A 19918-nucleotide genomic window follows, 5' to 3' on the forward strand; every position below is an offset into this window, starting at 1 on the left:
GACCGTCGAAGCCGTCAATCGGACAGTAGCGAGGATCAATCTACGCCCGCGCAAGCGCTTGGGCTGGAAGACGCCGTACGAAGTGCATACAGGGGTGAGCGTTGCACTTATGTGTTGAATTCAGGCAGTGCTAGTGACCGTACTCGCCATGGTGGGACACCCGTTACAACTCCTTCATGGCTCGATCCAAAACTGGATCGAGCTCGCTCTGGCGACTCCGGTGACCTTATGGGCAGGTTGGCCCTTTTTTGTAAGGGGCATAGCCTCTATTAGAAATCGCAGTCCAAACATGTGGACTCTGATTGGTTTGGGTACCGCCGCAGCCTATCTTTACAGCGTCGCGGCAACGGTATTTCCTCAAAGTTTTCCCACCACTTTCATGCAAGATGGACGCATCGGCGTCTACTTCGAAGCCGCCGCAGTCATCATCTCGCTGACCTTGCTTGGGCAGATTCTTGAGCTCAAAGCCCGATCGCAAACCTCTGCCGCCATTAAGTCTCTTCTCGGCCTATCCCCCAAGACCGCACGCCGGATCAATGCCGATGGACAGGAGGAAGACATTCCTCTTACCCATGTTCACCTTGGAGACCATCTGCGGGTCAGGCCAGGTGAAAAGGTGCCCGTTGATGGCTCAGTACTGGAGGGTGAAAGTGCGGTGGATGAGTCCATGCTCACTGGCGAGCCAGTGCCGGTAATGAAGAGAGCTGGAGATAGCCTGATTGGCGCCACGCTGAATACACATGGGAGCTTGGTAATGGAGGCGCAGAAGGTCGGCGCCGAGACCATGCTGTCACAGATCGTACAGATGGTCGCTCGGGCTCAGCGCTCCAAAGCACCAATGCAACGAATGGCCGACTCGATTGCCGGCTACTTTGTGATGGGTGTTATCGCGATTGCGATACTTACATTTGTTGGTTGGGGGCTTTTTGGCCCTGAGCCCAGCTGGGTGTTTGGTCTGATCAACGCTGTCGCCGTGCTGATCATCGCTTGCCCCTGTGCGTTGGGTCTTGCTACACCCATGTCGATCATGGTTTCGACAGGTAAAGCAGCTAGCATGGGTGTGCTGTTCAGGGATGCCAGTGCCATCGAAAACCTTTGCAAGATCGACACGCTGATTGTCGATAAGACAGGCACGCTGACAGAGGGGCGGCCAGTGTTTCACAGTGTGGAGGCCACACCCAGATTCAATCCCCACGATGTTCTTCAGCTGGCTGCCAGCCTTGATCAGGGCAGCGAGCATCCCTTGGCTCATGCAATCGTCGATCACGCCCGAACCGAGAACATTAAGCTCACCAAGCCAGAATCCTTTGAGTCTGGTTCAGGTATCGGGGTCAGTGGCATCGTTGATGGCAAGAAGATCCAGCTGGGGAACACCGCGTTGATGGAAGCCGCAGGCGTGAGCACTAAGCCCCTACAAGAGCGTGCAGAGTTGTTGCGACTTGATGGCATCAGCATCATCTACCTCGCAGTCGACGGGGTATTGGCAGGGTTGTTGGCAGTATCAGATCCAATTAAGCCGACCTCCAAAGAAGCAGTCACCAAGCTCAAGGCTGATGACATCAAAATTATCATGGCTACTGGCGACGGGCTCACCACCGCTCGGGCTGTCGCCAGGGAGATGGGGATTGAAGAAGTCCACGGTGAAGTGAAACCTCAGGACAAGGAACGTCTGGTCGCAGACCTCCAGCAATATGGCAGGAAGGTTGCCATGGCTGGTGACGGTATCAACGATGCACCGGCCCTGGCGCGAGCAGATGTGGGCATAGCCATGGGGACAGGGACTGACGTGGCGATGAATAGCGCGCAACTCACGCTGGTAAAAGGCGACCTGATGGGGATTTTACGAGCACGGGCTCTTTCGGTCGCAACAGTAAAAAACATGCGGCAAAATTTGGGTTTCGCCTTTCTTTACAACTCAATGGGCATTCCTCTTGCCGCAGGCTTGCTCTATCCACTTACGGGACATCTCCTGTCGCCCATGATCGCTGCCATAGCCATGAGCGTCAGTTCTGCATCTGTAGTTTTCAATGCATTGAGACTGAGGAATACCCGAATTGACTGAGCTTCAAAATTGCAGCGCACTTGCCATGCGTTTGCATACGACCTGACCAGTCATTCGCATTTGACTGATCAGCGATTGAGAATTTGACCAACCAGACATCAAAGCTGAGGGGCTCATAACGACCCAAAGCGGTAAACCTGGGCAAGTGACTACCCATGTGCTTTCTTCAGTCCCTTCAAGCGCACATTCGCCCTTTGAACAGCGGCCATTTTTTCAGGCCGCTTCATGCGTTTCCATTTTCTGATGTCTTCCTTGCTTCGCCCACAGCTCACACACAGATCACCACTGAGTTGGCAAACTGAGATGCAGGGATTCTCGATTTCTTTAGCCATTGTCAGCCACCTTTGGACACACGTGATTGAGTCAGGCGGGTGTTCCAGTCACCTCCGTGAGTTCGCTGACACTCCTCCTCAGAGTCGAAGCGGACGTTAAGGTTTGAAGGGATCAGATCGATGTTGGCCTCATTCAACGCTAAGGCCGTCAACTCAAAGATGCGCGCCTTAGCGTTAACCAGGGCGCGCTTTCTGTCAGCCTGGGTTTCGAACACCCAGATTACATTCAGGGTTTCAGCCAATGCGTTCAGGTCAGCGGCATGAGTGAGCCAGGTAAAGCCTTCGATTTCACCTTTTGCTGTTTCGCATGCTTCGGTGAGCGTGGTCATCAACCGACGTTCGATTCGTGCCAGTTCACGTTTCCCTGGAGGCATTGCGGGTTCCTTTGGAGACAATGGTGGGGAGGCGCTGAATCAGACAGGTCGAAACTCGACCGTCAGATGGCTGACTTCGTAGACCGGCTTGAGACGTTCACGAATTCTATCGGCGTTCGCAGTGGCCTCACCAAGGACGCTGACGATGGCCGCATGGGCTTGCGGTCCAATCCGCCAGACGTGCAAGTCCGTGATAGTGGCATCCCCCGGTTTCTCAACTAGTTCGCGGATTTCCTCGGCAACGTGTGCGTCTGTCTGATCCAGCAGTACTCCTGCGGTTGCCCCCATCAAGGTCCATGCCCAGCGCGCGATAACAATGGCACCGACAATGCCCATGACCGGGTCTAGCCAAACCCAGCCGAGATACCGGCCGGCGAGCAGTGCAGCAATGGCCAGAACCGAAGTCAGCGCGTCTGCGATGACGTGGACGTAGGCCGATTTCAGGTTGTTGTCGTTCCCGTGGTGGGCATGGCCGTGATCGTGATCGTGCCCATGACTGTGCCCGTGGCCCAGCAATAAGGCACTGACAATGTTGACGATCAAACCGGCAATCGCGATGAGCGTAGCGGTGCCGAACTGAACTTCCGTTGGCTGCAAGAGGCGCATGACAGACTCAATGCCAATTCCCAGGGAGACCATACCGAGAATCAGTGCCGAGGCGAATCCGCCCAAGTCTCCAACCTTTCCGGTACCGAAACTGTAGCGCTGGCTAGAAGCATGGCGTTTTGCGTATCCGTAAGCGGCCGCCGCGATGCCCAATGCGCCGGCATGGGTTGCCATGTGGAAGCCATCGGCCAGTAACGCCATCGAACCCGTGATATAGCCGGCGGTGATCTCGCCAACCATCATCACCACCGTCAGTGCCACAACCCAAAGCGTACGCTTGGCATTTTCGTCGTGCGCTGAGCCAAGGAACACGTGGTCGTGTGTGTAATTGATGTTGGTGCTGCTCATGAGTGTGTACCTAGATGCGTTCACTTGGCGTAACGGCGAATGGCTTCAAGAAGCTCTTCGACGCCCTTGTTACGCTCTTCTTCGCTGAGCGCAGGGTTCGCGACATGCTCCCGCGCGTGGTCCTCGATGATTTCCTCCATTAAGCCGTTGATTGCTCCGCGAGTGGCAGCAACAAGGTGTAGTGTTTTGGCGCAATCGAGATCCGATTCCAATGCCCGTTCAACGGCTTGGATTTGTCCGGCTATGCGTTTTACGCGTTTGAGAAGATTTTCTTTGTTTGCTGCAATATGGCCCATAGGATACCCCCCCTAGCTATGTATTGAGCATGATAGGCATACCCCCTATACCTATGCAAGACCAAGGAGCGGAGAGAGCATCTACAGTGCCTGGCAGGAAAGAGGCTTCAACTGCGAGTGAGGAGCGAGAGTAGCTGGAATGTCCGCCTCTGACCGTTCTCTCCCGGCCATGACCAAGAAGCGTACTGGTCGAATACGCTGCAAATCGTTTATCAGGTCAAATGCAAACGAGTGATTAAGTCTGTGCAATTACCCGTCAATGACACTCACAACCCGAAACATATAACTGTTGACCTTGCCGTCGTGTCAACGTTGATGCTATCGGTGCGGTGAAAAGAGACCGCTCAGCACGAGAGGAATAACCATGTTCGTCTTAGATGTATCAGGCATCGGTTGCGGCAGTTGCGTCAGCAAAATCACCAAAGCGATTCAGTCACTGGACAGCGAAGCTACCGTTTCCGTGGATCGGTCAGCCGGTAAGGTGAGTGTTGAAAGCAGCGAAAGCCCAGAGCAGATTCGTAAAGCTGTCGAGGCGTTAGGTTTTCCTTCCCAGATCAGTGCTTGAATGCTGGCACCTTTCCATGGTCAGAGCCCCGTATACAGGGGCTCCCCTTGGTTAACCCTCAGGAAGTACCGAAGCAGCCACGTCGGCCACAATTACCGCTCGCAAGCCCTTGCGCTACTAATCACCTCGCAGAGCTTTGAGCAAACCTTTGAATGCTCCATTCAACCTAGTAAAAGCGGCGTCGAAACGTATTCCATTTTCTGTGTACTTTGCGATCTCGACCTGCTGATCGACAGTATTTTGATCAATGGCAGGTTGAGCTGGTGTGCTGTAAAGCAAAGCACCTCCGTAAATATCATTTACTGATTCTTTTCCGGTAATGTGTTTTACATTTGTTGTTTTCAAAGAAATCGGAGTAGCAGGAGTTTCTTTTGTCTGGCTTTGCAAAAGCACAGTAGAAAAATCTAAATCTCGGGCCTTGAAGTTCGGCGTATCAGCGTTTGCGATATTGTTACTCAAGATTTCAGCTCTTTGGCTACGAAAAATTAACGCTCTTTCTGCGGAGCCAAGCGCTTTCTCAAAATTAATACTCACACTCAATCACCCTCAGTAGCGTTGCTATTTTTCATGAGCATCGAACACTTAAGTGTTGACGCGGTGCATCCAGGCTCACATATGCAGTTCCAGTGCAGAAACTAAAAAAACATCTGCACCTTGAAAGCTATCGGACACTTACAATGTTAAGCGCCTCAACTGATACTCAGTTAATAGCGGTGTAACGTTGGAAGATCGAGACCTTACGGATTAAATAGCGTGTTCCTCAAGAGAAATATCGCAACCTGACACAACTGTAATATTGGCCTAAGGTTCCTGACAGGGTATGAGTCTTATAGTCCTATTGAGCCTTAAGCTCTCCCCTAAGAATCGTCACTTGATGTGGATTCGAGGGGTTACCAATACTCATCCGAGGAAATTCAAATGAACCCCATCAAAACTTTGTTCGTCATCGCAGCCCTGACCGTCTCTTCTTTGGCTATGGCTGAAGGCGGTGGTGACCGGGCGTTCGCACGTATGGAAGTGGCTAGGAATAATTCGATGGAGTCGTACCAAGTAGCTCAAACGCAAAGCTCCCAACCTCCCGTCGCAGAAAGCCAAGCCAAAGCGATGGACCACAAGAATTGCTAAATAGCTGGGTACATTCCCAAGCTGACAGAAATGTAATCACTGTGGTGGTTTAAATGTGGCAATTTCTGAGCTCGCTTGCCGTAAGAGTTCGTTTTTTGTGACGGTGGGCGAAGCTCATCCGAGCAACTCATTGGTTGTTTCGTACGGCTTCCCTTTTGACTGATTGGACATAAACGGCATGCATTCCAAAACCTCTAGGCGGACATTCGTTAAAGGCCTGGCCGCTGGTGGCATTCTTGGCGGCCTTGGTCTGTGGCGCACTCCTGTATGGGCAGTGACCAGTCCTGGTCTGCCGAGCGTTCTCACCGGCAACGAATTTGATCTGTTTATTGGTGAAACCCCTGTAAACATAACTGGCTCGCCGCGCACAGCCATGACCATCAATGGTTCGTTGCCCGGACCTTTGCTGCGCTGGCGCGAAGGCGATACGGTCACACTGCGTGTGAAAAATCGCCTGGACCAAGACACCTCAATCCATTGGCACGGGATCATCCTGCCGGCCAACATGGACGGTGTACCTGGCTTGAGTTTCCATGGCATCGCACCCGATGGCATGTACGAGTACAAATTCAAGGTTCATCAGAACGGTACCTACTGGTATCACAGCCACTCGGGTTTACAGGAGCAGGCCGGTGTTTACGGGCCAATCGTTATCGACTCGAAAGAGCCTGAACCTTTTCAATACAACCGCGACTACGTGGTGATGTTGACTGACTGGACCGACGAAGATCCTAGTCGCGTCATGGCGAAGCTCAAGAAGCAATCTGACTACTACAACCATCACAAACGTACCGTTGGCGATTTCATCGACGATGTCAGCAAGGAAGGCTGGTCATCTGCCGTAGCCGACCGGAAGATGTGGGCTGAAATGAAAATGAACCCCACTGATCTCGCAGACGTCAGTGGGGATACTTATACCTACCTCATGAATGGCCAGGCGCCTAACGGTAACTGGACCGGTATTTTCAAACCGGGTGAGAAGCTACGCCTGCGCTTTATCAACGGCTCGGCGATGAGCTATTTCGACGTCCGCATTCCTGGCTTGAAAATGACCGTTGTGGCCGCCGACGGCCAACATGTCAAACCGGTGAGCGTCGACGAATTCCGCATCGCCGTGGCAGAAACGTATGACGTGATCGTAGAACCTGCCAGCGAAGAGGCTTACACAATCTTCGCCCAGTCCATGGATAGAACCGGTTATGCACGTGGAACCTTGGCAGTTCGCGAAGGATTAAAGGCACAGGTACCTGCGATTGATCCTCGGCCGCTTTTGACCATGGATGACATGGGTATGGGCGGTATGGCGGGCATGGACCATGGCAGCATGGCTGGTATGGGCGGCGGCGACATGTCAGGCATGGCTGGCATGGACCACAGCAAGATGGCCGGAATGGACCAAAGTAACATGACCGGGATGACCGGCATGGACAGCGGTGACATGACTAACATGGCCGGTATGGACCACAGCAAGATGGCGGGCATGGACAAAGGCGACACGCCCAACATGGCCGGCATGGACCACAGCAAGATGGCGGGAATGGACAAAGGCGACATGTCCAACATGGCCGGCATGGACCACAGCAAGATGGCAGGCATGGGCGGCATGGGTGGCGAAATGCAGACTCACCCAGCCTCCGAAACCAATAACCCCTTGGTTGACATGCAAGCCATGAGCCCGACACCGAAGCTAAACGATCCTGGCATTGGCTTGCGGAACAATGGCCGTCGCGTGCTCACCTACTCAGATCTGAAAAGCACTTTCCAAGATCCTGACGGCCGCGAACCCAATCGCACCATTGAGCTGCATCTGACCGGTCACATGGAGAAGTTCTCGTGGTCATTCAATGGCATCAAATTCTCTGACGCCGAGCCGTTGCGCCTCAAGTATGGCGAGCGTCTGCGCATCACCCTGGTGAACGATACCATGATGACCCACCCCATCCACCTCCACGGCATGTGGAGCGACCTTGAGGATGAGAACGGCAAATTCATGGTGCGCAAACACACGATCGACATGCCGCCTGGAACCAAACGCAGCTACCGAGTCACTGCTGATGCCTTAGGTCGCTGGGCCTATCACTGCCACCTGCTATTCCATATGGAAATGGGCATGTTCCGTGAAGTACGGGTTGATGAGTAAAGGAGACGATCTGTGAGCACATACCTAAATCGTAAATCGCTGGTCGGCTGCCTCTTTGCCGTCGGCTTGATGGGTGGACTCTCGTCCGTGACGCTGGCAGTCGAAGATAGTAGTGATCACTCACCTGCTACTCCTGCGAAAGCAACGAGCAAGCCTGCAACTGCGACAAACGAGTCTAAGCCCGATCACGGGTCAATGGACCACAGCAAGATGAGCCATGAGTCGATGGATCATGACCAAAAAACCAAAAAGGCAGATTGAGATCATGACCAGGAAGTTTTTACGCCCAACGTTGATGGCACTGGCAGTTTCTACCAGTCCTGCTTTCTTTGTCGTGGCTCACGCCGCTGAAGAGATGGATCACTCCAAGATGGACCACGGCTCAATGGGAGCTATGGACCATAGCAAGATGGGGGCTATGGATCACAGCAAGATGAGTATGGATGACGGGAAAATGGACGGAATGGAAAGTATGGATGGAGGGGCGACTACCACCAGTCGAACCCCAGTCCCCGTACTTACCGACGCTGACCGTGCAGCCGCCTTTCCAGATGTCGCTGGTCATGGTGTCCACGACAAAAAACTCAACTCCTTCATGCTGCTGGATAAGTTCGAGTACCAGGATGCTGACAACGGTAGTGCATTGGCTTGGGATGCAAAAGGATGGATCGGCGGTGACGTTGATCGACTGTGGTTGCGCTCGGAAGGCGAACGTACCAATGGCGTAACGGAAAGCGCTGAACTCTCAGCACTTTGGGGGCACTCCATCGGTCCATGGTGGGATGTCGTCACCGGCGTACGACAAGACTTCAAGCCCGGGTCACCACAAACTTGGGGAGCGCTCGGTATTCAGGGCATGGCCCTCTATAACTTTGAAGCCGAAGCGACTGCCTACATCGGTGAGAACGGTCAAACCGCAGCTCGATTGGAAGGCGACTACGACATTCTGCTGACCAATCGCCTGATCTTGCAGCCGACGGCCGAAGCCAATTTTTACGGAAAAAATGATCCTCAACGCGGCATTGGGTCTGGATTGGCAAACACCGAAGTAGGGCTCCGATTGCGTTATGAGATTGTTCGCCAATTTGCCCCTTATATTGGTGTTAGCTGGAGCCGCTCCTACGGCAATACGGCAGACTTGGCCAGCGATGAAGGAGAGGATGCGAACGAGGCGCGATTTGTCGCCGGTATTCGGATGTGGTTTTGAGGGCCTGACATGAAAAGAACATTGAAAACATTGACTGCTGCCGGGGTGGTCGCCGCAATAGTAGGTGCCGGCGTGGTGTATTCTGGTGTGATCAATGTTGGGGCGGATGATCCGCATTTCGGCCCCGTTCACTCACTTCTTTCCACTGCTCGGGATCGCTCGATTGCTGTGCGCTCACGCGATATTAAAGTCCCCGACCTGAGCGAAGAAGCTCTCATCCGCGCAGGTGCTGGCAACTACAACGCTATGTGCATTGGTTGCCATCTGGCTCCAGGTATTGCAGGAACCGAATTAAGTAATAGCCTTTACCCTGCACCTCCGAATCTTTCAAAACTGGGCGTTGATGGAAACCCTTCCGCAGCTTTCTGGATCATCAAGCATGGAATCAAATCCACAGGCATGCCCGCTTGGGGTAAAAGCATGGCCGATCCCTACATATGGGGAATGGTCGCTTTTCTCCAACAGCTACCTTCATTGGATGCAGAGCAATACAACGCTCTAGCAACCAGCAGCGGTGGTCATCAACACGGTGGCGGCGAGAGCAAAATGCATAACCATGAAGGCCAGCATGAGGGCCAAAAAGGGGCTGTCGCGGGGCATCATGATGCGGGTGCAGCCGAAGAGATAGCCGAAGCAGGCGACCATCATGGCGAGAGAAACAGCGCCCATGCCCATGAGGCGGCCGCAGCGCCTTCTCAGGATGAAAGTACCAAACACGCCCATCCTCAGGTTGTGGAGGCTTCACATGACGCTCCTGCAACTCCGGCCGTTCAGCCAAAAACTCATACCCACGCTGATGGGAAGGAGCATACCCATGCGAAATAACTTTCTTCGTCCCGGTCGGGCACTTCGCCTCGCTGCGTTCGCGGCTCTGTTTATCAGTTCAGTTGGTCATGCAGCAGAGTCGCTGACGATCGACGTCCATCGTGACGCTAACTGTGGATGCTGCAAGAAGTGGATCCAGCACCTTGAAGCTAACGGCTTCACCGTCGTTGATCATGTAGAAACCAACATGAGCGCGGTCAAGCAGGATCTCGGTGTTGCTCCACGACTCTCGTCCTGCCACACCGCAGTGATCAACGGAAAATTTGTTGAAGGCCACGTACCAGCTGAGCAAATAGTTGCCTTGAGCAAACGCGATGACCTTATTGGGATTGCTGTGCCGGGGATGCCGGCAGGCTCGCCTGGTATGGAGGCTGGTGGGAAGCAGGATGCGTATCAGGTCATCGGTCTGAGCAAAGCAGGTACTGACCAAGTGATCGCTGAGTACCCGGCAAACTAATCACAAAAGTTCATTACCCGAACGGTGGCAAAGCGGTCGAACCGGCGTCGGCAAAAATTCTCAACTATCCAGGTGCGCAAGCACGGTAAAGAAATTGGGAGTCGGCGCACGAATAGCCCATCATGGCCCAGCATCAATACGATGCCGCAGTCAGATGCCGAATGACTATACGTGTGCAGTCAGCACGGAAAAAAGTGGAAGTAGGCCGAGCTAGAGAATGAAAAGCTGGGTTACAGCAGAGACCGTGCGCTGGGCGGGTCATGCATGGGTTGGCCCTGGTATCGGTGTCTTTTATGGCCGTGCCGGTCACCAAGAATGGCACCTCCATCAAGCACATCAGATCTCAGTTGGCCTCGACTCAACTGTATCGGTTCAAACCCCGATGGGTATTCAAACAGGGGGCGCCATCTTCATTCCGGCCGGTTTGAAACACCAACTGAGCGCCGGTCACGTTCTGTCGATCTATGTGGATGCGCTGTCCGAGGAAGCCCGCGCTCTGCGGGGTGCGGAAGAAGCGAGGGTGATTTGGATCACTCCGGCGGACGTAGCGCCGATAGTCGACGCACTGCACGAGCCAGGACACACTGATCTCCAGGTTAGGACCGGGGTGCGCCAGGCACTGCGACTGCCCGATCTCCCGCCCCCAGATCCTCGCTTGATCAAGGTCATTGAGGCGCTGAGCAGAGGCCAAATGGGACGCGAAGAGTTGGCCGCGGTGGTGCATCTATCCCCCACGCGGTTTTCTCATTGGTTCGTGGAGCAGACGGGGCTGCCGCTTCGCAGTTACGCGAGATGGTTACGTCTCACGCAAGCCCTGCAGCATTTGGCAAAAGGTGCACGGCTGACCGACGCGGCTCATGAGGCGGGCTTTTCAGACTCGGCTCATTTCTCCCGGACATTCCGGGCGCTACTGGGTATCGATCCGTCATCCGCCTTGGCAGATGTTCATCTCCAGGAGGTTTAGCTCTTTCGTTCAAGTCGAAAGCTCACCTCTTAACATATTGTGATGGTTCCATATCTAGGAGCTGAGCAATGCCTTCCTTTCTACGATTCGCCTTACGGTGGGTGAGCTATCCACTCGTGTTTGGCGGCTCTGCTGCCTTCATGATCTGGACGCTGTATACCGGCGTACCGTATTGGCCCACGACTCCCCTAGTTGCTGCAGTGGGACTTTTGATCATTGCTGGTTTGGAGCGCATCCAACCTTTCCGAGAAGCTTGGCTTGAGGATCATCACGACACCGCGACAGACCTGCTGCACATGTTGGTGAACCTTTCTGTCATTCAATTCACAGCTGGAGTCCTGGTCAAGCTTGGTGATGCGGTGCCAGCTTCGGTTCGTCTCTTTCCGATCGAGAGCCCGCTGTGGCTGCAGTTGCTACTAGTCATCGCCGTACTCGATCTGAGCCTATATGTCATGCACCGGATCAGTCACCGAGTGCATTGGCTGTGGCGTTTTCACATGCCACATCACAGCGCCGAGCGGTTGTATTGGATGAACGGGGAGCGACGACATCCGTTGCACGCGGTGCTTATGGCGAGTCCGGGGCTGGTGATCCTGTTCGCATCAGGCGCACCCTCCGCAGTTGTGGCCACTTGGTTTGGAGTTCTAACAGTGCACTTGGCCTTCCAGCATTCGAACCTGGACTACCGGGTGGGATGGTTGCGCCACATTATCGGTGTTGCCGAAATTCATCGCTGGCATCACAAACGCGACTTTGAAGACGCCCAGGTCAACTATGGTGAGTTTCTGATGGTGTGGGACCGAATATTTGGCACGTTCTATGACAGTCTGGGGAAACTAGGCCAAGCCGAGGTCGGATTGCATGGAAAGGATTACCCCAAAAATTACCTTGGACAGCTCATCGAACCCTTTGAGCATGGCCGTGTAAACAAAGGCTAGTGGGCTCCCTTACTTTGCAGCTACGGCAGCTACGGCAGCTACCGAGGCCACACTAATAGTAAAACCAATCAAACGTGATCCGAACGGTATTCTGTGAGCTTTAACTACTTCCATGCTCAGGGAGTCAGGCTTCGCTGTTTAGCGAGTCCTTGTTTCTAGGCAAGGAGACTCATGTTGACCTGCTGGGCTATCTGGCTGGTTCCTCCTGACAGATTCGTAATGGTTTATCCCTTTACCTGCGACTAAACTCCTTCGCATGAAACGCTATCTGCGGTGTTGCCTCATTTTCCTGATCAGCTTGGCGCTTCCCCTCAGCGGGATGGCGGGTATTCAGTCACCGATAGAACCTTGCCCGATGAAAACGACGGGCATGACCATGATGGCTGATATGAACCAGGACTGCTGCGTCGAGATGAGCAGCTCCTCCGACCATGGCAAACCCTGCAAACCTGGTCAGGAATGCAGGAGCACCAGTCTGCTACAGGTGTCGTTTGGGAAACCTGCCACCCGTTTGTCCAGTCCTCAGATGCTGACAATCTTCAGCGACTCCCTGCCTACTCAGACCCCGTCCGGGGTGTGGCGACCGCCTCGCGCTTGATTCCTGTACCACACTGAGCCTCATCCTGCTCTGGCGCGGGATGGCATATCTGTGCGCATGTTTAGAGAGGCGCGCAGTGGATCATCACAGGAATCGTGAACATGAATTCCAAGTGCTACTGCACCGGTTGGCCCCTCGTGGCGGCCCTGGCGGCAAGCGTGCTGGCGTTGCCAAGTCTTGCTGCGCCCCTGACACTCGACGAAGCCTTACGCTTGGCTGAAAACAATGCACCATCACTGACCGCCCAAGCAGCTAAACTGCAAGCGGCCAGCAGCGCCGCCATTCCAGCCGGTGAACTACCCGACCCGAAGCTCCTACTGGGCGTACAAAACTATCCCATCGGCGGCCCTGACCGCTGGCGCCTCGAGCAGGACTTCATGACCATGCAGATGGTCGGCGTCATGCAGGAGGTACCCAACCGTGACAAGCGTAGGGCGCGCATTGAAGTTGCGGAAGCGTCAATAGATCGAGCCGCGGCCGAAAGCCGTGTCGAGCGCTTGAACGTTCGTCAGGCCACGGCATTAGCCTGGATCAGCAGCTACTCCGTCGAACGTAAAGAGGCGCTTTTTCAGGATTTTTACCGGGAGAACCGTCTATTGGCTGATACCGTCCGGGCGCAGATCGCCGGAGGCCGTGGTCAGCCTGCCGATGCAGTAACGCCGAAACAGGAGGCGGCTCAGTTGGCGGAACAACAAGACGACCTGATCCGTTTGCGGGCTCAAGCCAGAGCAGCTCTCAGACGCTGGATAGGTCCGGCCGCCAATGACCAGCCCGTCGGCAGCTTGCCCGAGTGGCCCATCGACGCTTCGGGTTACCCGCATAAGCTGCAACATCACCCCGCACTGGCGGCGTTCGTTCCAATGACTCGCGAAGCGCAGGCCAAGGTCCGTGAAGCCAAGGCGGAAAAGCAGTCCGACTGGAGTTGGGAGCTTGATTACCAGCGGCGCGACCGTCAGTTCGGCGACATGGTCAGCGTGCAGTTCACGTTCGACCTGCCACTGTTCCCCGACTCCCGACAAAACCCGAAGATCGCCGCCAAACACGCCGAACTGAATCAGTTGGAGGCCGAGCGCGAGGCTCTCATACGTGAACATACCCAGCAACTGGAGGACGATTTGGCCGAGTACGAGCGTCTAAACCGTGCCATGCGCCGCAGCCAGGACAGTCTGCTACCCCTGGCCAAGGAAAAGGTGGCGCTGACCATGGCCAGCTACCGCGCCGGTAAAAGCGACTTGGCGGCGGTCATCGCGGCCCGACGGGAACTCATCGAGACCCGCCTCAAACAGATCGACTTCGAAGAACAGCGCGCCCTCACCAGTGCTCGCCTGTATTTTGCTTATGGGGACGCCAATCAATGAGCACTCGAATCTGGAAAGGGGCTTTGCTGACAGGCCTCTCGATTGCCTTGGGCGCTGCCGGCGGTTATTGGTTCGCTCAGCAGCGCATGAGTGCAATGCCTGAGACCACCTCCGAACAGGCCCCTAAAACGCAAGACGAACGCAAAGTACTGTATTGGTACGACCCGATGCAGCCGCAACAGAAATTCGATAAACCAGGCAAATCTCCCTTTATGGATATGGAGTTGAAGCCCCGCTACGCTGATGCTGCAGCGGACAGTGCGGCCATCAGTATTGACCCCAGCCTGACCCAGAATCTCGGCTTACGACTGGCCACAGTCACTCGCGGCGTGCTTGCTTCCAGCCTGGACGTGGTCGGTGTGCTGGCATTCGACGAGCGGGATGTTGCGGTGATTCAATCGCGTACTGCTGGCTTTGTGGAGCGGGTGTATGCCCGTGCTCCAGGCGATGTGCTCAAAGCCCATGCGGCTTTAGCCGATATCCTGGTCCCGGAGTGGGCCGCTGCTCAGGAAGAGTTTCTCGCACTCAAACGCAGTGGCGATGCCGACTTGCTGGCGGCAGCGCGCCAACGCTTGCGCTTGACCGGGATGCCAGCGACGTTGATTGCTCAAGTGGAGCGAAGCGGCAAGACCCAGCCGGTCCTGACGCTCACCAGCCCCATAAGCGGTGTGCTGCAAGAGTTGAATGTACGTTCGGGTATGACCGTGGCGGCCGGCGAGACGCTGGCTCGAGTCAATGGCTTGAGCAGCGTCTGGCTGGCAGTGGCCGTTCCAGAGTCGGAGACTGGATCGATCATCATGGGGCAAGCGGTCGAAGCACGTCTGCCAGCCTTTCCGGGCACAGTGCTTAAGGGCACGGTCAGTGCGATTTTGCCCGAAACCAATCCCGACAGCCGAACTGTGCGTGTGCGGGTCGAACTGCCCAACCTGGATGGGCGACTCAGGCCGGGTATGACGGCCCAGGTGCACCTGAATCGTTCGACCGAACAAAGTGTGCTGTGGGTGCCGAGCGAGGCAATCATTCGCACCGGCCGACGAGTCTTGGTGATGCTCGCCGAAGACGCTGGTCGCTACCGCCCCATAGAAGTGCAACTCGGGCAGGAAAACGAAGGCAAGACGGTGGTTTTAAAGGGGTTGGAAGAAGGCCAGCAGGTAGTCAGCTCTGGACAGTTTCTGCTCGACTCTGAGGCCAGTCTCAAGGGCATTGTTGCGAGCACGCTGGAAATGTCACCACCCAGCGCAGCAGCCTCCAGCTTTCATGAGGCGGATGGGCAGATCGTCGAGATCAATAACCAAGACGTAACAATTGCCCTTGGTCCGTTCAAGACGCTGGGCATGCCTGGTATGACAATGACCTTCCCATTGGCTGACCCTGCTCTCATTCAAGGTCTCAAGACTGGCGAGAAGGTTAGGGTCTCGGTTAGCCAAACCGATGATGGTTTGCGCGTTGAACACCTGGAAAAACTAGGGGGCCAGCCATGATCGCCGCCCTGATTCGCTGGTCAGTGGCAAACCGCTTTCTGGTGCTGCTGGCGACGATCTTCGTCACGGTTTGGGGCGTCTGGTCGGTTCAGAGCACACCCATCGATGCATTGCCAGACCTTTCCGATGTTCAGGTGATTATCCGCACCCCTTATCCGGGACAAGCGCCGCAGATAGTTGAGAACCAGGTGACCTATCCGTTGGCCACCACCATGCTCTCGGTGCCGGGGGCTAAGACCGTACGCGGCTATTCCTTTTTCGGCGACAGCTTCGTGTACGTGTTGTTCGAAGACGGCACGGACTTATATTGGGCCCGCTCGCGGGTGCTGGAATACTTGAGTCAGGTCCAAAGCCGCCTACCGGCTTCCGCCAAACCGTCCTTGGGACCCGACGCCACAGGCGTGGGCTGGATCTATCAGTACGCACTGGTGGATCGCAGTGGCGGACACGACTTGGCGCAACTGCGCGCCTTGCAGGACTGGTTCCTCAAGTTCGAACTCAAGACCCTACCGAATGTTGCGGAAGTGGCCACCGTGGGCGGCATGGTCAAGCAGTATCAGGTGCAGCTCGACCCACTGAAACTGGCCAACCTAGGCATCACTCAAGCAGCGGTGACTGAGGCTATCGGCAAGGCCAATCAGGAAACCGGTGGTGCGTTACTGGAGATGGCGGAGACCGAGTTTATGGTGCGCGCTTCCGGTTACCTGAAGACGCTCAATGACTTTCGTTCGATTCCGCTCAAGCTCGGTGCCGGCGGGGTGCCGGTGACCCTCGGCGACGTGGCAACGATCCAGTTGGGCCCGGAGATGCGTCGTGGTATCACCGAGCTCGACGGCGAGGGTGAGACTGTCGGCGGCGTGGTTATTCTGCGTAGCGGCAAGAACGCTCGTGAGACCATTGCGGCGGTCAAGGCCAAACTGGACGACCTGAAAAGCAGTTTGCCGGCGGGGGTGGAAATCGTCACCACCTATGACCGCAGCAAACTGATCGATCGCGCCGTCGAAAACCTCAGCTACAAGCTACTCGAGGAGTTCATCGTCGTCGCGTTGGTCTGTGCAGTATTCCTCTGGCATCTGCGTTCATCCCTGGTGGCAATCATCTCCTTACCGGTGGGGGTGCTGATTGCCTTCATCGTTATGCGTTACCAAGGGATCAACGCCAACATCATGTCCTTGGGCGGGATCGCCATCGCCATCGGCGCCATGGTCGATGCCGCCGTGGTAATGATCGAGAACGCCCACAAAAAGATTGAGGCCTGGCATGTGGCCCATCCAGGGGAAGAGTTGAAGGGCGAACGTCACTGGCATGTGATAACCGAAGCGGCGGCGGAGGTGGGACCGGCGCTGTTCTTCTGCCTGCTGATCATCACCCTGTCATTCATTCCAGTGTTCACCCTAGAGGCCCAAGAGGGTCGCCTATTTGGTCCATTGGCCTTCACCAAGACCTATGCCATGGCTGCGGCGGCAGGACTATCGGTAACCCTGGTGCCGGTGCTGATGGGCTACTGGATTCGTGGACGGATCCCCAAAGAGGACCGGAATCCTCTGAACCGCTGGTTGATCAGGATCTATCAACCGGCCCTGGATGCGGTGTTACATCGGCCCAAAGTCACCCTGTTGATCGCGTTATTGGTCTTCCTTAGCGCGTTGTGGCCGATCTCCCGTTTGGGTGGCGAATTCCTCCCTGCGCTGGACGAGGGCGATTTACTCTATATGCCTTCGGCTCTGCCGGGATTGTCGGCGCAGAAAGCAGCGCAGTTGCTGCAACAGACTGACCGTCTGATCAAGACAGTACCCGAAGTTGAACACGTCTTCGGTAAGGCCGGCCGCGCTGAAACTGCCACCGACCCCGCGCCGCTGGAGATGTTCGAGACCACTATCCAGTTCAAACCTCGCGAGCAATGGCGTCCTGGTATGACCCAGGAAAAATTGGTGGAAGAGCTGGATCGAGTGGTACGCGTCCCTGGCTTGACTAATATCTGGATACCACCGATCCGCAACCGCATCGACATGCTCGCCACCGGGATCAAGAGTCCGATCGGAGTAAAAATTGCCGGCAGCAACTTGATGGAGATCGATGCAGCCACGCAGGCCGTCCAGCGCGCGGCCAAGGACGTGCCCGGTGTCAGTTCGGCACTGGCCGAACGATTAACCGGTGGGCGTTACGTCGATGTGGATATCGACCGCAAAGCCGCTGCCCGCTACGGATTGAATATCGCTGATGTGCAGTCGATCGTGGCCGGTGCTATTGGCGGTGAGAACGTTGGCGAGACCATTGAAGGGCTCGCACGCTTCCCTATCAACGTACGTTATCCCCGTGAGTGGCGTGACTCGCTCGGCGCCCTGGAGCAATTGCCAATCTACACCCCTTTGGGGAGTCAGATCACTCTTGGTACCGTGGCGAAGGTCAAAGTCAGTGAAGGCCCGCCGATGCTCAAGAGCGAAAATGCCCGACCTTCCGGATGGGTGTATATCGACGTGCGTGGCCGGGACATTGCTTCCGTGGTTGCCGATCTGCGTCGGGTTGTGAGTGAGCAGGTCAAGCTGCAGCCAGGCATGAGCCTGAGTTACTCGGGACAGTTCGAGTTTCTTGAACGAGCCAACGCACGGCTCAAACTGGTGGTGCCCGCCACGCTGCTGATCATTTTCGTACTGCTGTACCTGACGTTTGCCCGATTCGACGAGGCTTTGCTGATCATGGCCACCTTGCCGTTCGCCCTTACCGGTGGGGCGTGGTTCCTCTACCTGCTGGGATTCAACCTGTCGGTGGCTACTGGCGTCGGTTTCATTGCTCTGGCGGGTGTTTCTGCCGAATTCGGTGTGATCATGCTGCTCTACTTAAAAAACGCCTGGGCCGAGCGTGTAGAGGCCGGCGACAGTACTGAGCGTGGACTAATCGCAGCGATTAGCGAAGGAGCCGTGCAGCGTGTTCGACCCAAGGCCATGACCGTAGCCGTCATCATTGCTGGCCTGTTGCCGATCCTATTGGGTAGCGGTACCGGTAGCGAAGTAATGAGCCGCATCGCCGCGCCCATGGTCGGTGGCATGGTTACCGCGCCCTTACTGTCCCTGTTTGTTATTCCGGCAGCTTACCGCTTGATGCGCCGCCGGCGTCTCGCTGTTGAATCTAAACTCTCGCAAGGAAGCGGACTATGAAGTAATCGTGTCCGCCACTGCTGCACGGCTCCTGGTTGCATGCGCAATATCATCCAGCGGTCTGGCTTTCTGATTGGGCAGAGGACGACCCTTATAATCAATCCGGGATCGAACTCTATCGGCAATTCGTCAGAACACAGCTGATAGAGATCGACGCAGGAGGCTAATAGGCCCTTCTCGATGCGGATAGGTTGTAAGAACGAAGGCATATTTCTTCTTAGGCAAACCCGGAGGAATGTATGGAAGTGTCGGGCTTGATCGATTTACTGGCTGGTAAAGGAAACAGCTTGATCGGCAGTGTTCTGAGCGATGCCGAAGCGGTGTCGTTTGTTGAGGCGCATTTTCCGGGCAGAGCGTACTGCTTGGTAGCTGATTGGACGTTGATCGATGTATCCGTTTCCGACGAGCAGGCTAGAATGCTTGCGACGCTGGGCCTCGCGGCCAGCATCGTTTATGCGCTTTGCGTCATTGAAGACAGTCGCGGGCGTTTTCTTCCAGGAGACTGGGTTAAAGCTCATATGAAGTTTCGTTCACTCACGAATGCCTATTCGAAACTCAAAACACTGCCTATGTCTTGATGAGAGGCGGTCGCCGGTTAGGTGCAGATCTGGAATTTTTACTGAGCCTACGCTGATGCGCGTATTGCTACACCCCCGAGGCTTTGTCGAGGGATGCTTCAAGTAAGCTCATACCTCTCTAGGCTGGATTCAGCACTGGCGTTTGAGAGCAGACAATCAGCTGTCTCGCCCCGCGGGTGAGTGCCACATACAGGTGGTTTGCGTCCATCTGGTCGGGGTTTAGCACGATGGCAATGTCAGCCTCTAAGCCTTTGAGTAGTAACGTACTGCCGACAGCTCTGCAAGAGATAGGCCGCCCAAGATGACGGTTCTTATCCCGAATTCGCAGGGATGCTTCATGAAGTGTGACACCTCCCTGTGCCGTCAGATTGAGTGCTTGGCGTGTTGCCGCTGACCGAAAACTGACCCAGTAAAGGCTGTTCTGCCGACTGAAAACTGACCCAGGTGTTCAACTGCTTCTGCTCACTTTTCGAGCAGGAGAACACAGGGTGATCAGCATGGAAATGTTG

At 55.3% G+C, this 19918-nt stretch carries 18 protein-coding genes and 4 pseudogenes; 16 read left to right on the forward strand and 6 right to left on the reverse strand.

Annotated features, from left to right (window positions below):
- Positions 1 to 118: pseudogene (locus tag AC19YT_RS26410) on the forward strand (IS30 family transposase); the annotation flags it as partial.
- A 9-nt stretch (positions 119 to 127) separates the two neighbouring features.
- Positions 128 to 2062, forward strand: a pseudogene (locus AC19YT_RS26415) (copper-translocating P-type ATPase); the annotation flags it as partial.
- Between the two features lie 149 nt (positions 2063 to 2211).
- On the opposite strand, the gene AC19YT_RS26420 reads toward AC19YT_RS26415, so the two are convergent.
- From AC19YT_RS26420 to AC19YT_RS26435, 4 genes are read right to left on the reverse strand one after another with little or no spacing between them, the layout of a single operon-like run.
- Positions 2212 to 2394, reverse strand: coding sequence for a DUF1289 domain-containing protein (locus AC19YT_RS26420; RefSeq protein ID WP_050683282.1), 183 nt, complete (start codon positions 2392 to 2394; stop codon positions 2212 to 2214).
- A 2-nt stretch (positions 2395 to 2396) separates the two neighbouring features.
- Positions 2397 to 2768, reverse strand: a complete 372-nt coding sequence (locus AC19YT_RS26425; protein ID WP_050683283.1) for a hypothetical protein — start codon at positions 2766 to 2768, stop codon at positions 2397 to 2399.
- Positions 2769 to 2807: 39 nt separating this feature from the next.
- Entirely contained in the window at positions 2808 to 3722 is a 915-nt protein-coding gene (dmeF, locus tag AC19YT_RS26430) for a CDF family Co(II)/Ni(II) efflux transporter DmeF (protein WP_050683284.1), read from the reverse strand.
- A gap of 20 nt (positions 3723 to 3742) precedes the next feature.
- A complete protein-coding gene (locus AC19YT_RS26435) occupies positions 3743 to 4018 on the reverse strand; it encodes a metal/formaldehyde-sensitive transcriptional repressor (RefSeq protein WP_050683285.1) in 276 nt (91 codons plus the stop codon).
- 364 nt (positions 4019 to 4382) lie between these two features.
- On the opposite strand from AC19YT_RS26435, the gene AC19YT_RS26440 reads away from it, so the two are divergent.
- A complete protein-coding gene (locus AC19YT_RS26440; protein ID WP_052966035.1) occupies positions 4383 to 4583 on the forward strand; it encodes a heavy-metal-associated domain-containing protein in 201 nt (66 codons plus the stop codon).
- A gap of 117 nt (positions 4584 to 4700) precedes the next feature.
- Here the strand turns inward: AC19YT_RS26440 and flgB are convergent, their stop codons facing one another.
- A complete protein-coding gene (gene flgB / locus AC19YT_RS26445) occupies positions 4701 to 5117 on the reverse strand; it encodes a flagellar basal body rod protein FlgB (protein WP_077750531.1) in 417 nt (138 codons plus the stop codon).
- 384 nt (positions 5118 to 5501) lie between these two features.
- Between flgB and AC19YT_RS26450 the strand changes: the two genes are divergently transcribed.
- The 13 genes and pseudogenes from AC19YT_RS26450 to AC19YT_RS26510 all read left to right on the forward strand — a co-directional run bounded on the left by AC19YT_RS26450 (position 5502) and on the right by AC19YT_RS26510 (position 19465).
- Positions 5502 to 5708, forward strand: a complete 207-nt coding sequence (locus AC19YT_RS26450; protein ID WP_050683287.1) for a co-regulatory protein PtrA N-terminal domain-containing protein — start codon at positions 5502 to 5504, stop codon at positions 5706 to 5708.
- 178 nt (positions 5709 to 5886) lie between these two features.
- Positions 5887 to 7848, forward strand: coding sequence for a copper resistance system multicopper oxidase (locus AC19YT_RS26455; RefSeq protein WP_050683288.1), 1962 nt, complete (start codon positions 5887 to 5889; stop codon positions 7846 to 7848).
- 12 nt (positions 7849 to 7860) lie between these two features.
- The gene (locus tag AC19YT_RS26460) at positions 7861 to 8109 is read left to right on the forward strand and encodes a hypothetical protein (protein ID WP_177346273.1); all 249 of its coding nucleotides are present in this window, start codon (positions 7861 to 7863) and stop codon (positions 8107 to 8109) included.
- Positions 8081 to 9055: a copper resistance protein B gene (locus AC19YT_RS26465; protein ID WP_050683289.1), complete on the forward strand. Its 975-nt coding sequence runs from the start codon at positions 8081 to 8083 to the stop codon at positions 9053 to 9055. The genes AC19YT_RS26460 and AC19YT_RS26465 overlap by 29 nt, the downstream gene beginning before the upstream one ends.
- A 9-nt stretch (positions 9056 to 9064) precedes the next feature.
- Positions 9065 to 9880: a c-type cytochrome gene (locus AC19YT_RS26470; RefSeq protein WP_080370512.1), complete on the forward strand. Its 816-nt coding sequence runs from the start codon at positions 9065 to 9067 to the stop codon at positions 9878 to 9880.
- Complete coding sequence (locus AC19YT_RS26475; protein ID WP_052966109.1) at positions 9870 to 10337, forward strand: DUF411 domain-containing protein; 468 nt, start codon at positions 9870 to 9872, stop codon at positions 10335 to 10337. Before AC19YT_RS26470 ends, AC19YT_RS26475 begins: the two co-directional genes overlap by 11 nt.
- Before the next feature lie 217 nt (positions 10338 to 10554).
- Complete coding sequence (locus AC19YT_RS26480; protein ID WP_050683302.1) at positions 10555 to 11301, forward strand: helix-turn-helix transcriptional regulator; 747 nt, start codon at positions 10555 to 10557, stop codon at positions 11299 to 11301.
- Between the two features lie 68 nt (positions 11302 to 11369).
- Positions 11370 to 12239, forward strand: coding sequence for a sterol desaturase family protein (locus tag AC19YT_RS26485; protein WP_050683301.1), 870 nt, complete (start codon positions 11370 to 11372; stop codon positions 12237 to 12239).
- Between the two features lie 256 nt (positions 12240 to 12495).
- Positions 12496 to 12837, forward strand: a complete 342-nt coding sequence (locus AC19YT_RS26490; protein WP_052966033.1) for a hypothetical protein — start codon at positions 12496 to 12498, stop codon at positions 12835 to 12837.
- Positions 12838 to 12938: 101 nt separating this feature from the next.
- Positions 12939 to 14195 carry a TolC family protein gene (locus tag AC19YT_RS26495; protein WP_052966032.1) on the forward strand — a complete coding sequence of 419 codons (1257 nt, stop codon included), beginning with the start codon at positions 12939 to 12941 and terminating at the stop codon, positions 14193 to 14195.
- Entirely contained in the window at positions 14192 to 15676 is a 1485-nt protein-coding gene (locus tag AC19YT_RS26500) for an efflux RND transporter periplasmic adaptor subunit (protein WP_052966031.1), read from the forward strand. The genes AC19YT_RS26495 and AC19YT_RS26500 overlap by 4 nt, the downstream gene beginning before the upstream one ends.
- Complete coding sequence (locus AC19YT_RS26505; RefSeq protein WP_052966030.1) at positions 15673 to 18831, forward strand: efflux RND transporter permease subunit; 3159 nt, start codon at positions 15673 to 15675, stop codon at positions 18829 to 18831. Before AC19YT_RS26500 ends, AC19YT_RS26505 begins: the two co-directional genes overlap by 4 nt.
- 239 nt (positions 18832 to 19070) lie before the next feature.
- Positions 19071 to 19465 (forward strand): annotated as a pseudogene (locus AC19YT_RS26510) (DUF6957 family protein).
- Between the two features lie 62 nt (positions 19466 to 19527).
- Here AC19YT_RS26510 and AC19YT_RS26515 read toward each other — a convergent pair.
- A pseudogene (locus AC19YT_RS26515) lies at positions 19528 to 19728 on the reverse strand (UvrD-helicase domain-containing protein); the annotation flags it as partial.
- Positions 19729 to 19918 lie beyond the last annotated feature (190 nt).

This window comes from Pseudomonas sp. MF08875 (assembly GCF_059862525.1).

What these genes read in the sequence shown, in the direction of transcription:
- AC19YT_RS26425 (WP_050683283.1), bottom strand. Translation starts at nt 2,768, where the DNA reads ATGCCTCCAGGGAAACGTGAACTGGCACGAATCGAACGTCGGTTGATG.
- AC19YT_RS26505 (WP_052966030.1), top strand. Translation starts at nt 15,673, where the DNA reads ATGATCGCCGCCCTGATTCGCTGGTCAGTGGCAAACCGCTTTCTGGTG.
- AC19YT_RS26490 (WP_052966033.1), top strand. Translation starts at nt 12,496, where the DNA reads ATGAAACGCTATCTGCGGTGTTGCCTCATTTTCCTGATCAGCTTGGCG.
- dmeF (WP_050683284.1), bottom strand. Translation starts at nt 3,722, where the DNA reads ATGAGCAGCACCAACATCAATTACACACACGACCACGTGTTCCTTGGC.
- AC19YT_RS26420 (WP_050683282.1), bottom strand. Translation starts at nt 2,394, where the DNA reads ATGGCTAAAGAAATCGAGAATCCCTGCATCTCAGTTTGCCAACTCAGT.
- AC19YT_RS26470 (WP_080370512.1), top strand. Translation starts at nt 9,065, where the DNA reads ATGAAAAGAACATTGAAAACATTGACTGCTGCCGGGGTGGTCGCCGCA.
- AC19YT_RS26435 (WP_050683285.1), bottom strand. Translation starts at nt 4,018, where the DNA reads ATGGGCCATATTGCAGCAAACAAAGAAAATCTTCTCAAACGCGTAAAA.
- AC19YT_RS26440 (WP_052966035.1), top strand. Translation starts at nt 4,383, where the DNA reads ATGTTCGTCTTAGATGTATCAGGCATCGGTTGCGGCAGTTGCGTCAGC.
- AC19YT_RS26495 (WP_052966032.1), top strand. Translation starts at nt 12,939, where the DNA reads ATGAATTCCAAGTGCTACTGCACCGGTTGGCCCCTCGTGGCGGCCCTG.
- AC19YT_RS26500 (WP_052966031.1), top strand. Translation starts at nt 14,192, where the DNA reads ATGAGCACTCGAATCTGGAAAGGGGCTTTGCTGACAGGCCTCTCGATT.
- AC19YT_RS26485 (WP_050683301.1), top strand. Translation starts at nt 11,370, where the DNA reads ATGCCTTCCTTTCTACGATTCGCCTTACGGTGGGTGAGCTATCCACTC.
- AC19YT_RS26475 (WP_052966109.1), top strand. Translation starts at nt 9,870, where the DNA reads ATGCGAAATAACTTTCTTCGTCCCGGTCGGGCACTTCGCCTCGCTGCG.
- AC19YT_RS26480 (WP_050683302.1), top strand. Translation starts at nt 10,555, where the DNA reads ATGAAAAGCTGGGTTACAGCAGAGACCGTGCGCTGGGCGGGTCATGCA.
- AC19YT_RS26450 (WP_050683287.1), top strand. Translation starts at nt 5,502, where the DNA reads ATGAACCCCATCAAAACTTTGTTCGTCATCGCAGCCCTGACCGTCTCT.
- AC19YT_RS26455 (WP_050683288.1), top strand. Translation starts at nt 5,887, where the DNA reads ATGCATTCCAAAACCTCTAGGCGGACATTCGTTAAAGGCCTGGCCGCT.
- AC19YT_RS26465 (WP_050683289.1), top strand. Translation starts at nt 8,081, where the DNA reads ATGACCAAAAAACCAAAAAGGCAGATTGAGATCATGACCAGGAAGTTT.